Below are 12,899 nucleotides of genomic sequence, written 5' to 3' on the forward strand. Positions count from 1 at the left end.
TTGGTTCTATATCCCCAACACCTGCTTCAACTTCACATACCCTGTTTTACTTACCGGGATTTTAGCGCCTGATTTCAGGATGGCCAGGTGTGCGTCTTTTTCGTATGGGTCGATACGGGTGATTTGTTGTATGGCTACGATGTAGGAACGATGAACACGAACAAAATGATTAGGATCAAGGGTTTGCTCAAAAAAACTCATGGTTTTGTTTTTGAGGTACGAGCCTTCTTTGGTGATCACACTTACATAATCATCATCAGCCTGCAAATACTCAACATCGGCAACGGGGATGATCTTTACCTTGGTGCCGGTTTTAACCACAATACGCTCATGCTGGGCGGGCGACTGGGTAGCGGCAGTTTCCAGCAACTCTTCCGTTTGTTTAACAGCAGGTTTTGGCGTGGCTGAAGCCAGGAATTTTTCAACCGCTTTATTAAACCGTTCTTTGCTGAAGGGTTTTAATAAATAATCAACCGCGTGGGCTTCAAAAGCTTTGATGGCGTATTCGTCAAATGCGGTAGCAAATATTACGGCAGGGGGCTGTTCAACCAGTTCAAGCATTTCGAAGCCGGTAATTTTGGGCATCTGGATATCTAAAAAGACCAGGTCGGGCTGATGCTGCTGAATGGCTTTGAGGCCTTCAAAGCCGTCGTTGCATTCCTGTATCAGTTCAATGTCTTTAAAATCAAGCAGGTATTCCCTTACAACCATGCGGGCTAAAGGTTCATCATCAATAATTAAAGCTCGCTTCATAGTTGCGGTATTTTTATAATGGTAGTGTACAGATCATCGCTCGCATGGGTTTCCATTAAATCATTGCGGGCATACAGCAAATATAATCGCCGTTGCACTCCCCGCAAACCAAAACCTGTACCTTTTTTTGGTTTAGATGTTTGCGGATCGTAAGGGTTCTGTACCATTAAGTTCAGGTAGCCATCCTCAATTTCACCGCGAATGCTCACTGTAACTTCGCCTATGGTGTCGTACAGGCCAAATTTAATGGCATTTTCAACCAAAGGCTGTAACAGCATGGATGGTAATATGGCACTTCCGCATTTGGGGTCGCAGCTTATTTCGGTTTGTAAACGGTGGCCAAAGCGTACTTTTTCTATATCGAGGTATAAATTAAGATGTGCCAATTCCTCGGTAAGGCTAACCTGCAGCTGATCGTCCTTTTTAAGTGTTCCGCGCAAAAAGTCGGATAACTGGTGGATCATCCTGCGGGCCTCATCTGGTTTAAAGCCAATAAGCGCGTTGATGGAATTTAAGCTGTTAAACAGGAAGTGGGGCTGTAGTTGCTGCCTCAAATTATATAATTCGGCCTCGCGGGCCAACTGCTCGGCTTCGGTTTTGCGTTTCAGGGTTTCTTTCTGGTCGAGCTGTGAAAACCACAGTAAGCTGATCATGGCCATCCATCCGATGGCTAAAAAGTCGGTAAAAAAGCGGATGGTTAACGACTGGGCCAGGAAACCGGTGTAAATCGTGTCGCTGTTAATGAGCGGTAACAGGTAACGGCAACCGGCGGTGCAGATCCCCGCGAGTGCAACGCACCAGATAAACAGGTTAATATAGCTGCCCTTACCCGGCTGGTAGTAGCGTAAGTTATTGTTGATAAGCCAGCAGGCACATGAAAGCAATACAGCGCTCAACAGGCCATCTGTTGCGGCGGTGAACCATAAAAAACCAAAACTATGAATGATATATGTTTGTAACGCAGCCCAAACCAGGCCGCATATTACAAATGCCGCATATAGTTTTGATGTTTGTATTGATGGAACTTCCAAAACAGGTTGCTTTCTGTGGTTTAAGTTTTAATTTCTGATGCCCAATAAGGCCGACTTATGATGCGCCCAGGCAATGTACAGGTCGGCATCGGGTGTTTCATGTATGTTGTAATACAATTCGGCGCCGTCGGTAAGTTCACCAAGCTGGTTAAGCTCGGCTACATCAATAAATTGCCATTTAACGGTTTGCTTTTCAATATTCTTGAAGCTATCCTGGTTGGCGTGACCAATCCGGTTAGCTTTTTCATAAGCCACCAGTTCATTATCTGCGCTGATCAATCTTAATTGCTCATCAAATTGCGCCTGATGGTCACCATCCCCGCTTATCACCCTGAAAACTAATTTTGCTACGTACCAGTTCATGTTTTTATGCTTTTCGTAATTAGCTGCCTTGATTAATTAATAACTGCGGATATCTACACCCGCAAATATGGATACCCCTTTAAGTACCAGCACCTTCTCGCTGCCTACACTTGCGGTGCTCCTGATGCGCTTATCATCAACACTGGCAAAAACCGCCGCCAGGTCAGATACTACCTGCCAGTTTGATGGCACAATAATTTTGGTGCCGCCGAAGATTTGGGTAATGTCTATGATAATACGGCCGTTAATATCTGCCTGTGTAAAATCAAGTTCGGCACCGCCAAATATGTTTACGATATCGCCGCCGCGAAATTGCTTGGAAAGAATAGTTTTGTTAACCCCGCCAAAGATGGATACGGTATCGATATAATCGTCGCCGGAATATTTGGTGTTGTATTGCTGCTGTTTTTGAGCGTAAGGATCAACCGGGGGGATCTCGGCGCCTTCTTCTTTTACGGTATAGTCAACAGTTTCGGCTTTCTCAAATTGAAACGGCTCTTTTTTATCCCAGTTGGTCCATTTTTCTCCTTTGAAATCGTTTTTCCATTGCTGCGGATCAAAATGTTTGTTGCGCCTTAATATCAGCCACATACCAAATCCAATTACAGCTAAGGGACCCACTATCCGATCGGAGTTGTTAATGTTTTGGGTGATCAGGAATACAGTACCTAAAGCTACCAGCAATACCCACGATGCTTTTTTGTAATTATGCTTTGCACCTATGTATATCCCCCAGAAAATAAGCCATAAAGGCCACAGGGAAAGATGAGCGGGTATGAAAAAAATTCGGAATTGCTGAAGCAGCAGTATGCTGCCTACAGCAAGTAAAATGATCCCGGCAACAGATTTGCCTTTGTTGGGATCTTTTGGATGTTCTATATCGTTGTTCATTGTATTATCTGCAAATTAAAATCATATCCAAAACTAAGGTAACATTATAGTTGAGCCAAACAAAAACTGGCGATGTATTTAAAGAAATCGGTGAGTGGGGATGTTTTGGCGGTGAAAAAGTTGCGGTTGATTTTTTAACATCCGGCAAAAATAAAAATTTGTATGTTGTGACGGTTTTTTATCAGTAAATAACCATACTAAACTTTATCATATTAAAAAATGAAACAGGAATACACTATATCGCTATACTGGCGAATTTTTTATGGAGCAATGGGGACATCAGCAATTGTTTTTTCATTATTCCTGCTAACTAAACCGACTAATGGACTTATTATATTCCCCGTTGTATTTGGAACGGGAGGTGTGGTAACATTAATAAACCAATTTAAAAGTAAGCTTATAATATCTGATTACAGTATTGTAAGAACGACCGTATTTGGTACCAAAGAGCTTTTGCGTGCTGATATTAAAGGTTTCAGGATTAACAATAAGGTAATTGTTATTGAGCCTGTAGAAGCAGGCTATTCCAAAATAAAAATTCGCGACTATTCAAGCATCGGGAATCTTAATAACCTAACCTCTTGGTTGCGCACTAATCTTAAGGATTTAAATAAAGAAGATTACGAAAAGGAGAAAAATGATATAATAAATAATGCTAATTTGGGATATAGCGAAGGGGAGAGGACAGACAAGTTTAAAGCAATAACACGGTTATCGGGGATATACAACTTTGTTGGGTTTGTACTTTTTGTATTGTTCTTGTTTTTTCTGAGGGATACCAGCGCGGCTGATGCAATATTATTGGTTTTTCCTTTAATTGGTATTTCGATTATTTATTTCAGTAAGGGGCTTGTAACATTAATTTCTAAAAGAAACAGCGCTTATAACAATGTAATGCCGGGCTTATATCTCGGAGTATTATTATTGGTTTTAAAATCTCTGAATTATTATCACATAACTAACTATGATAAATTAACTGTTCCAAGTCTGATTTTAGGTTCAGTTATTCTCGGAGTATTAGCAGTGAAAGGATTTAATAACACATATAGTTCACGTATCGGGCAATTTTTACTAATGATTATATTTTCAGCAGCTTATGCTATAGGGGTAGTAGCCAATGTTAATTGTTCTTTTGATAAGTCAAGTGCTCAAATCTATTCTACAACTGTAACCGATAAATTTATCTCCTATAAGCATGCAACTAATTATCATATCCGGATAGATAGTTGGGGGGATCATCACGAAGCGGAATATATTATAGTTCCCAAATCTTTTTATTACCATACAAGTGTTGGCTCAACGGTGCGTGTAATGGAGAAAAAGGGACTTTTTAAAATGCCATGGTTTTATGTCGACTTATAATATTTTTAAATCGATGGGAGGACAAACAAAAAGCCGGAGCTTTTTAAAAATGCCCCGGCTTTGATATATGATGGATGATTGAGTTTAAGCTTCGGTTTTGGGTTGTTCAAAGTCGAAGTGTTGTTTAGCTTTTTCGTTCTTTTCCCAGAAGTCCCGGTCGGTTTGTTTGGCCGGTTTGATGGCTATCCAGGTACCAAGCAGCATCAATGCAATTGGCCAGGTTATGCGGTCGGCGTTATAAACGTTATCATTTACCAGGAATATGATGCCTAACAGTATCATAAAGATCCATGATGGTTTTTTAAAGTCATGTTTGGCACCCATGTAAGCGCCCCAGGCTATGAACCACATTGGCCAGCTAAAAAGCCAGTCGGGAATAAGGAAGGCATTGAGCTGATCTATCAGAAATAAACCACCGGCGGCCAGTAAAATTATTCCTAACATGATTTTGCCATTTCTTTTGTTTTCGGTGTTTATTATATCGTTGTTCATCGCTTTAAGTTTTAATGTTACCCAAAACTACAGCAACAGGGCAGGCGGGTCAATCAATTGTTGGCGATGTAAGGGGAGATGTCGGTAAAGTAGGGGATAAAGGCGGTGAAAGGTAGAGTCAAGAAGTCAAGATCACAGAAGCAAGAAAAGAAGGAGTAGGTTCTTATTCAAAAATCAAATTGTCATTTCGACGAACCGGTGGGGGCATGGGGTGGTGTGAGGAGAAATCTTATACACCTTGCTGTGAGATATATGGCGCATAAGATTTCTCTTTCGCGCCATTGCCCGCACCTGCGCAGCTCTATCGATTTCTATGATTTAAGCAACTAATTTTTGATAATTTTTTTCGTAAGGTCTGTTTTGGTTGACGCAGGCGAAAAGGCGTAATATGAGTTTGTTCCTAACTGCATTAATGACACTCATTTTATTCTTTTTCTCCTGCAATACCTTACGTTCGTAAAAGCGTTTTAGATCTTGGTTATGCTGTATGGCAACTATAGCGGCAAGATGTAGGAGCGTTTTGACTTTTTTGTTGGCCATATGCGATACCCTTGCCTTTTTAATAAGCTTACCGGAGTCATCTGTAAACGGTGCTACGCCTGAATAGCAAGCGAACTTTTTAGGGTCGCTAATATCCTTGAATTCATTGGTAGTAACAATGACCTGTACGGCGGTTACTTTGCCAATGCCACTTACTGAAGTTGCCAGTTTGAATATCCGGGTTAATTCTTTGTCCGCTTTAATAATTTCCTCAATAGCCCGCTCTGTCCTGGCTATGTCCCCTTCGATCGCCTTTAAGGAATGGCTACAGGCTTGTATGTTCTGCTTGCTGGTTTTGCTGGTACTAAAAGATACATGCTCTTTTAGTGGCACTTTCAACTGTTTTTTAACAGTTATTAACCGTAACCGGGTAGCTGCAAGATGGGCAAGTTGCTGCACAGCTTCGCGCTTAGGCTCCCATAAACGCAGTCCTTCCCGCTCCTTATAAGCATACCAGGCGATGCGCATGGCATCTACCTTGTCATTCTTGCCCCGGATATTCCCTAATGAGTTCTTGATCTGGGTAGCTGCTTCTAAGCAAATGTGTGCCTTCTTTTTATGTAGGCAAGCCAAAGCATGGTTGTTATAAATACCAGTATGCTCCATGCAGAAAATAGCTTTGCTTAGGCTGAACCCAAGAAGCTTTCCCAACTCCTTGAGAAATGTATTGATTGCTGCCGGAGCGTTAGCAATTTCCTGGTGGAATAAAAACCGGCTGCCTTGCTGGACAGCAAAGTCCAATTCGTTTTTGGACACATCGATGCCAATGAAAAATTCAAATTCCATATCTTTACCCTGTTTATGTTAGTAAACAGTTAACATGTTTTAAACTACATCAATTCCTTACTAATGAGCCTCGTAAACTCTAATTTCTATTTGATGCCACAGTTTAAAACAAGCGGTAAAGGAGTAAATCGAACGATAGGCCTACAAGCCTGGAAATGACAATAATGCGCCTTTACCGCTGTTAACTTTATCCACAAAATCTAAGGTTATTAACAAAGAAAAAGAAGCAAAAAGAAAGCTTCAACAATAATAATAACCCTTATTATTTTGTTGAAGCTAATCTAAAGGAAATGACATTTTTTGATTAAAAAAGAACCCTCTCCTTTGGAGAGGGCAGGGTGAGGTTTTTATTCCGGTTCCTGCTGGCTGAGGCAGTGGAAACTGCCGAGGCCCCAGATAATGTCGGTACTGTCAATGCCTACAACCTTGCGGTCGGAAAAGCATTTGGTTAATATATCAAGCGCTTTATCATCGTTCTTTGAACGGTAAGTAGGCACAATCACGGCCGAGTTAGCTATATAAAAATTAGCGTAAGAGGCCGGTAAGCGGGTGTCTTCATAAATTACCGCGTCGGGCATTGGCAGCTCAATAATGTTAAGTTGTTTGCCGTTAAGCAGGCGCATGGTTTTCAGCGTTTCGAGGTTTTCCTGTAGCAGGTGATAGTTTTCATCGTTCTTATCTTCCTCCACAACGGTAACTACGGTATCTTCATTTACAAAGCGGGTGATGTCGTCGATATGGCCGTCGGTATCATCGCCAACAATTCCATCGCCCAGCCAAAGGATCTGCTCTGCGCCGTAATAGTTTTGCAGGTAGCTTTCAATCTGCTGCTGGTTAAGCTGCGGGTTGCGGTTTTTGTTGAGCAGGCAGGCAGTGGTAGTTAAAATAGTGCCTTTGCCGTTAAAGTCGACCGAGCCGCCTTCCATTACTATGCCGGGATTAAATATCGGCAAACCAAAGTGGTTACCTATTTTGGTAGGGATTACGTCATCCAGATCAAATGGGGGGTATTTGCCGCCCCATGCGTTATAACCCCAGTCTACGATAGCTTTTTGACTTGTAGTCGGGTTGATCAAAAACGCCGGACCGTGGTCGCGGCACCAGGCATCATTGGTCGGGAATTCAAAGATATCTATTTTGTTAAGATCAACCCCAGCGTTTTGCAGCTGGAAAATTACGGAGGCTTTCATATCCTCATTAACCACGTTGATACGTACCAGTTCGCCTTCGGTAACAATCTTTATAAACTCAATGTAAGGCGCGTAAATGGTATCGATCTTGCCCGGCCATGATGCCTCTTTGTGAGGCCAGCTAAGCCAGGTAGCCGTATGTTTGGCCCACTCGGCGGGAAAAGAAAAGCCCTGCGCCAAAGGCGAGTCCGAAAGTCCGAAAGTCTGTAAGTCCGTAAGTGAGGACTTAGTTGATATATCTTTTAAGGATGACATTTAATAATTGATTATTTTAGAGAGTTACGCAAACCATTCAACATTGCTAAAATTTCTTCGCATTGCTGATATAGTTTTGCAAAATTTTCATCAGATATCAAATTCCGCTTTTGTGCTAAATAAAGACATCCTACAACTTCAATATCCGACCGTAAAGCATAACCGACAAATTTATTAAACTCAGCATTTGATTGACCGGTCGAGCCTTCAGCAATATTTAATGAAACAGAATCCGCAGCCCGTTTTATCTGAGATGTTAAAATAAACAACTCACTTTTTGGAAAAGTTTTGGTTAGGTCATGGATGTCGGCCGACAGATCGACAGCTTTTTGCCATACTACTAACTTTTCAAACTTAAAACTCATATAAACTCTTTCTTTCGGACTCCCGGACTTGCTGACTTTCGGACTAAAAAATTAATCCTCATCTAAAAGTCTCTTTGTTATCGGCTGATAAGAATCTATGCGACGATCCCTCAAAAACGGCCAATGGCTGCGGTAGTAATCCGATTTATCCAGATCAAGCTCCTGTACTATAACTTCTTCCTGATCGTGTGATGTTTGGTGAATAATAGCACCGAACGGATTTGCAAAGAACGAACCGCCCCAGAACTTAACACCGGCTTCTTCGCCTACACGGTTAACACTTACTACGTGTACGCCGTTAGCTACAGCGTGCGAACGTTGAATGGTTTGCCATGCGTTGTATTGCTCAACGTTGGTAGCTTCGTCTTGAGTGGTAGCCCAGCCAATAGCGGTTGGGTAAAATAATATATCGGCACCCATTAAGGCAGTGATACGTGCAGCTTCAGGGTACCATTGGTCCCAGCAGATCAGTACACCTACACGGGCAAATTTGGTGTTAAATACTTTGTAACCTAAATCGCCGGGAGTGAAGTAAAATTTTTCGTAAAAGCCCGGATCATCAGGAATATGCATTTTTCGATATTTGCCTAAATAGCTTCCGTCGGCATCAAGCACAGCGGTGGTGTTATGGTAAACACCCTGAGCACGTTTTTCAAACAATGAAGCAATGATCACCACGTTAAGCTCGGCAGCAACTTTTGAAAGCTCATCAGTTGACGGGCCGGGAATAGCTTCGGCCAGCTTAAAATTATTGTAATCTTCTTCATCGCAAAAGTAAAGCGAGGTGAAAAGTTCCTGTAAACAAACTATTTGCGCGCCTTTAGCAGCCGCTTCCCTTACTTTAACAATTGCTTTCTGTAGGTTCTGCTCTTTATCAGCAGTACAGCTCATTTGTACTAAACCAACTTTTACTTTACTCATCTCCAAAAAATTTGCGCAAAAATAACACTTTGTAACAAGGATTTCACCCATTTAATATTATGATTACACTCAGTTGAAAGTACGATTACACTGGTGTGAGATTGCCTTTGCCATTTTACATTGCTCCCTCCCTGAAATAATAACCTGATTTACTGGTTTTAATGTTTCCTGAAAACAAAATGAAGTTTTTTTGTTAATTGACTATCCGATACATCGAAATAAAAAAATAACATAGCTTTGCAGCCGAATGACACAAACAGAAGATCTCATTGACGAAGGTGCCGAACACAAAACCTGGAAAGGTAAGCTTTGGGGCGTTATAAAAGTAATCCTTATCATAGTAGTAACCGGTGGCTTGCTTTACTATGTATTCAGTAAGGTGCCGTTTGCTAAAATTAAATATCGCTTACTCCATGCCGACCGGGCCTGGTTAGCTGCCGCTATTGCTTGTTATATCGGGTCGATGTTTTTTTCATCATGGCGGTTATTAAGCTATTTCAAATCCATTGGTTTACGGTTAGACTGGCGCTTTAACCTCCGCCTGTATTTTCTTGGCCTGTGCTATAATGTGCTATTGCCCGGCGGTATCGGCGGCGATGGTTACAAAATTTACCTGTTGCACAAACGCTATCATTTACCTACAAAAAAAGTGTTCTGGGCCATCCTGTTTGACAGGCTTAGCGGTTTTTGGGCGATAGGCGCCATTGTAGTGGGGCTGGTTGTTTTAATACCGAGTTTTCCCTATCACCTGGCCTGGCCGCTTGGTATAGTATCGGTTGGTTCTGTGATCTATTACGCCGTAGCCCGTAAATTTTTTAAAGAATACACCCACAACTTTATACAGGCACATTTAAAAGCCATAGGTGTACAAAGCATGCAATTGCTTACCATTATTTGTTTACTGCTTGCGCAGGATTTCAACGGTAAGTTTGCTCCGTATCTGCTATCGTTTCTTTTCTCGTCGTTAGCGGCAATTATTCCATTTAGTTTGGGCGGCGGCGGTATCCGCGACGCGCTGTTCCTTACACTGGCCCGGCAGTTTAACCTGGCCGAAGATATGGCTGTGTACCTGAGCTTTGGATTTTATCTCATCTCAATTATTGTAGCTTTATTAGGTGTATATTATGTGCTTATTCCTAAACGACTTGAGGCTGGCCTTAAAAAAGGCGAAGAACCAAAATTGGAAAATCATCCAATAGAAGAATAATATTTTGCTGTTATTTTAATTTCAGAATAATAAACTGAAACTTGTTTTCATGGCAACCATCTGCTAAACTTGGCGTTGTATTATAAATCGCCAGTTATCAATGAGCCATTTTAATGATTTTAATAATCCGCAGGTTGCGGCATTGCCCGGTCATTTAAAACAATTTATAGTCGACCAGCACTACGAGCATTATACGCCTATCGATCATGCGGTGTGGCGCTATGTCATGCGCCAAAATTATAGTTATCTAAAGGATGTCGCTTACTACCCGTACATTCCCGGCCTGCAAAAAGCAGGTTTAACTATTGAACATATTCCCAATTTACAGGAGATGAATGATGCTCTCGGCAAAATTGGCTGGGGTGCTGTTACGGTCGACGGCTTTATCCCGCCGGCGGCCTTTATGGAGTATCAGGCGTACCGGGTGCTGGTTATCGCCGCTGATATACGCCAGTTAAAACATATTGAATACACCCCGGCGCCCGATATCATTCATGAATCGGCAGGGCATGCGCCCATAATTGCCGACAAGGATTACCATGAATACCTGAGTTATTTTGGATCGATAGGGGCTAAAGCGATGTTTTCGGCACAGGATTTTGAGCTTTATGAGGCTATCCGCGCACTATCGATATTAAAAGAAATGCCTGATGCTGATGAACAGGAAATACTTAAAGCCGAAGAGCTGGTAACTTATTGCCAGGAAAACATGGGCGAACCATCGGAAATGGCCCTCCTGAGCCGCCTGCACTGGTGGACGGTTGAGTACGGCCTGATTGGAACGCTGGAGCACCCAAAAATCTACGGCGCGGGCTTGCTTTCATCTATCGGTGAAAGTTCAACCTGTATGAATAAAGATGTTCAAAAGCTATGGTATACTATTGACGCTGTTAAATATCCTTATGATATCACCAAGCCACAGCCCCAGCTTTTTGTAACCCCCGATTTTCAAAACCTGATCAGCGTGCTGGAAGAGTTTGCCAATACCATGGCTTTCAGAAAAGGTGGTGCTTACGGATTAAGTAAGGCTGTTGAAAGTAAGAACATCTGTACGGCTGTTTACAGTTCGGGCTTGCAGGTTTCGGGTAACATTACCGATTTTAAGACAGATGCAGGCGGCAAACCTTATTTTATAAAAACCACCGGCCCCACCGCGCTGGCCCTGAGCAATAAACAGTTAAGAGGCCATGGTAAAGATTATCATAAAGATGGTTTCAGCTCGCCGGTTGGTAAATTGAAAGGCTATCACAATACACCTTTGGAGGATTTTTCGGAGGATGATCTTAAAGCAGCGGGTATGATAAAAGGGCTGGGAACCGAACTGCATTTTGAAAGCGGGATCACCGTAAAAGGCATTATTAAAAATATCCTTTCGGAGGATGGCAAAATCTGCCTGGTCACTTTTGATAACGTAACCGTTACTGATGATAATGGAACGGTGTTGTTTGATCCGGCCTGGGGCGTTTATGACATGGCCGTTGGCGAAGAGATCATTTCGGTATTTTGTGGCGCGGCCGACAGGGAAGCTTATGAAACCATTGTTTATAAATCTAAAACAGAAACCCATCACGCCCGGCATGATTATAAAACCAAAGAATTGCACAAGCTTTACCTGCAGGTACGAAATTGCCGCATTAACCATGGTGATTATGGCTTTTTAGGCAATGTATGGCAGCAACTGCAAAAAGACCATCATGACGACTGGCTTTGTGCCCTCGAGATACTGGAAATACTTGACCATGAAGGTGTAGACCCAGTGTTAGCAGCCGAAATCAAGCATTTTCTTGAAGAAAAGGGCCGTAGCGAGCCTGAATATGGTAAGCTCATCAGCGACGGCTTTTACCTGATTAAGCACCCGGTTGAGCAAAAATTGGTAGTTTGGCGTTGATTTATCATCTTAGAGGATAAATCACGCGTCATTCTGAAGAACGAGGCAAGGACGCGCGGGAAATGAAATTAATAATAAATAATCATTCCCCCTTTAGGGGGTTAGGGGGCATATGAACATCATAATAACCGGCGCCAGTAGCGGCGTGGGCTTTGAAGCCGTAATTGAACTAATACTTTCGGGCAGCCATAAGGTAATAGCCCTGGCCCGCTCACAGGATAAACTGGAACGTTTGCTGGAGATAGCACATGGGTTAAACCCCGATTGCCAGTTGTTTGCTTTAAAATTTGATATAGTGCATGATGATTATGAAGGTTTGCAGCAGTTCATCGCATCAAATTTTGATAATCGGGTTGATATTTTAATCAACAATGCAGGTGTGCTTATCAATAAGCCATTTGCCGAATTACTCGAGTCGGATTTTGTAGAGATGTTGCAAAGCAATTTTATTGGTCATGTACGTGCTATCCAGGCATTGCTTCCTTTAATGCCTGCGGGCTCGCACATTGTTAATATTGGCAGCATGGGAGGATTTCAGGGGAGCGCTAAATTTCCGGGCCTGGCGGCTTACTCAGCAAGTAAATCAGCATTGCATACGCTAACCGAATGTTTAGCACAGGAGTTAACCGAACAAGGGATCAAAGTAAATTGCCTGGCTTTAGGATCGGCACAAACCGAGATGCTGGAACAGGCTTTTCCGGGTTATCAATCGCCTGTAATGGCGTTTGAAATGGGTAAATATATCGCTGATTTTGCCTTAACCGGGAGCAAATTTTTTAACGGAAAAATAATACCCGTAGCAGCAAGTACCCCTTGAAATATTAGATAATATTGCAAACATTTTTTATAACTTAG

14 protein-coding genes are annotated in these 12,899 nt (G+C 42.3%); 5 read left to right on the plus strand and 9 right to left on the minus strand.

The window, feature by feature from the left end:
* Positions 1-6: 6 nt before the first annotated feature.
* From ACEN82_RS02805 to ACEN82_RS02820, 4 genes are read right to left on the minus strand one after another with little or no spacing between them, the layout of a single operon-like run.
* Complete coding sequence (locus ACEN82_RS02805) at positions 7-753, minus strand: LytR/AlgR family response regulator transcription factor (RefSeq protein WP_091166727.1); 747 nt, start codon at positions 751-753, stop codon at positions 7-9.
* On the minus strand, positions 750-1,784 hold the full coding sequence (locus ACEN82_RS02810; RefSeq protein ID WP_243770595.1) for a sensor histidine kinase: 1,035 nt from the start codon (positions 1,782-1,784) through the stop codon (positions 750-752). The genes ACEN82_RS02805 and ACEN82_RS02810 overlap by 4 nt, the downstream gene beginning before the upstream one ends.
* A 27-nt stretch (positions 1,785-1,811) precedes the next feature.
* Positions 1,812-2,147, minus strand: a complete 336-nt coding sequence (locus tag ACEN82_RS02815; RefSeq protein WP_090528450.1) for a DUF4288 domain-containing protein — start codon at positions 2,145-2,147, stop codon at positions 1,812-1,814.
* A gap of 36 nt (positions 2,148-2,183) precedes the next feature.
* The gene (locus ACEN82_RS02820; protein ID WP_413322487.1) at positions 2,184-3,038 is read right to left on the minus strand and encodes a LiaF transmembrane domain-containing protein; all 855 of its coding nucleotides are present in this window, start codon (positions 3,036-3,038) and stop codon (positions 2,184-2,186) included.
* A 50-nt stretch (positions 3,039-3,088) separates the two neighbouring features.
* On the opposite strand from ACEN82_RS02820, the gene ACEN82_RS02825 reads away from it, so the two are divergent.
* Together ACEN82_RS02825 and ACEN82_RS02830 are read left to right on the plus strand one after the other, a co-directional pair.
* Positions 3,089-3,226, plus strand: coding sequence for a hypothetical protein (locus ACEN82_RS02825; RefSeq protein WP_413322486.1), 138 nt, complete (start codon positions 3,089-3,091; stop codon positions 3,224-3,226).
* Positions 3,227-3,257: 31 nt separating this feature from the next.
* A complete protein-coding gene (locus ACEN82_RS02830) occupies positions 3,258-4,400 on the plus strand; it encodes a hypothetical protein (RefSeq protein ID WP_413322485.1) in 1,143 nt (380 codons plus the stop codon).
* An 84-nt stretch (positions 4,401-4,484) separates the two neighbouring features.
* Here the strand turns inward: ACEN82_RS02830 and ACEN82_RS02835 are convergent, their stop codons facing one another.
* From ACEN82_RS02835 to ACEN82_RS02855, 5 genes are all read right to left on the minus strand, one after another.
* Positions 4,485-4,892 (minus strand): LiaF transmembrane domain-containing protein, encoded by a 408-nt coding sequence (locus ACEN82_RS02835; RefSeq protein WP_090528441.1) that lies wholly within the window; start codon positions 4,890-4,892, stop codon positions 4,485-4,487.
* Between the two features lie 318 nt (positions 4,893-5,210).
* A complete protein-coding gene (locus ACEN82_RS02840) occupies positions 5,211-6,218 on the minus strand; it encodes an IS110 family RNA-guided transposase (protein WP_495644001.1) in 1,008 nt (335 codons plus the stop codon).
* Between the two features lie 347 nt (positions 6,219-6,565).
* The gene (locus tag ACEN82_RS02845) at positions 6,566-7,663 is read right to left on the minus strand and encodes an agmatine deiminase family protein (RefSeq protein WP_413323047.1); all 1,098 of its coding nucleotides are present in this window, start codon (positions 7,661-7,663) and stop codon (positions 6,566-6,568) included.
* Between the two features lie 11 nt (positions 7,664-7,674).
* Positions 7,675-8,028: a four helix bundle protein gene (locus tag ACEN82_RS02850; RefSeq protein WP_413323048.1), complete on the minus strand. Its 354-nt coding sequence runs from the start codon at positions 8,026-8,028 to the stop codon at positions 7,675-7,677.
* 51 nt (positions 8,029-8,079) lie between these two features.
* A complete protein-coding gene (locus tag ACEN82_RS02855; protein ID WP_413323049.1) occupies positions 8,080-8,949 on the minus strand; it encodes a carbon-nitrogen hydrolase in 870 nt (289 codons plus the stop codon).
* Positions 8,950-9,196: 247 nt separating this feature from the next.
* Here ACEN82_RS02855 and ACEN82_RS02860 point away from each other — a divergent pair, with 247 nt between their 5' ends.
* The 3 genes from ACEN82_RS02860 (at position 9,197) to ACEN82_RS02870 (ending at position 12,861) form a co-directional block, all read left to right on the plus strand.
* Positions 9,197-10,156 carry a lysylphosphatidylglycerol synthase transmembrane domain-containing protein gene (locus ACEN82_RS02860; RefSeq protein WP_188833296.1) on the plus strand — a complete coding sequence of 320 codons (960 nt, stop codon included), beginning with the start codon at positions 9,197-9,199 and terminating at the stop codon, positions 10,154-10,156.
* 100 nt (positions 10,157-10,256) lie between these two features.
* Positions 10,257-12,044 (plus strand): aromatic amino acid hydroxylase, encoded by a 1,788-nt coding sequence (locus ACEN82_RS02865; RefSeq protein ID WP_413323050.1) that lies wholly within the window; start codon positions 10,257-10,259, stop codon positions 12,042-12,044.
* Between the two features lie 112 nt (positions 12,045-12,156).
* Positions 12,157-12,861, plus strand: a complete 705-nt coding sequence (locus ACEN82_RS02870; RefSeq protein WP_413323051.1) for an SDR family NAD(P)-dependent oxidoreductase — start codon at positions 12,157-12,159, stop codon at positions 12,859-12,861.
* Positions 12,862-12,899: the final 38 nt, after the last annotated feature.

The sequence above is a fragment of the Mucilaginibacter sp. Mucisp73 genome, assembly GCF_059491465.1.

What these genes read in the sequence shown, in the direction of transcription:
- ACEN82_RS02845 (WP_413323047.1), bottom strand. Translation starts at nt 7,663, where the DNA reads ATGTCATCCTTAAAAGATATATCAACTAAGTCCTCACTTACGGACTTA.
- ACEN82_RS02835 (WP_090528441.1), bottom strand. Translation starts at nt 4,892, where the DNA reads ATGAACAACGATATAATAAACACCGAAAACAAAAGAAATGGCAAAATC.
- ACEN82_RS02840 (WP_495644001.1), bottom strand. Translation starts at nt 6,218, where the DNA reads ATGGAATTTGAATTTTTCATTGGCATCGATGTGTCCAAAAACGAATTG.
- ACEN82_RS02815 (WP_090528450.1), bottom strand. Translation starts at nt 2,147, where the DNA reads ATGAACTGGTACGTAGCAAAATTAGTTTTCAGGGTGATAAGCGGGGAT.
- ACEN82_RS02860 (WP_188833296.1), top strand. Translation starts at nt 9,197, where the DNA reads ATGACACAAACAGAAGATCTCATTGACGAAGGTGCCGAACACAAAACC.
- ACEN82_RS02850 (WP_413323048.1), bottom strand. Translation starts at nt 8,028, where the DNA reads ATGAGTTTTAAGTTTGAAAAGTTAGTAGTATGGCAAAAAGCTGTCGAT.
- ACEN82_RS02830 (WP_413322485.1), top strand. Translation starts at nt 3,258, where the DNA reads ATGAAACAGGAATACACTATATCGCTATACTGGCGAATTTTTTATGGA.
- ACEN82_RS02855 (WP_413323049.1), bottom strand. Translation starts at nt 8,949, where the DNA reads ATGAGTAAAGTAAAAGTTGGTTTAGTACAAATGAGCTGTACTGCTGAT.
- ACEN82_RS02870 (WP_413323051.1), top strand. Translation starts at nt 12,157, where the DNA reads ATGAACATCATAATAACCGGCGCCAGTAGCGGCGTGGGCTTTGAAGCC.
- ACEN82_RS02865 (WP_413323050.1), top strand. Translation starts at nt 10,257, where the DNA reads ATGAGCCATTTTAATGATTTTAATAATCCGCAGGTTGCGGCATTGCCC.
- ACEN82_RS02805 (WP_091166727.1), bottom strand. Translation starts at nt 753, where the DNA reads ATGAAGCGAGCTTTAATTATTGATGATGAACCTTTAGCCCGCATGGTT.
- ACEN82_RS02820 (WP_413322487.1), bottom strand. Translation starts at nt 3,038, where the DNA reads ATGAACAACGATATAGAACATCCAAAAGATCCCAACAAAGGCAAATCT.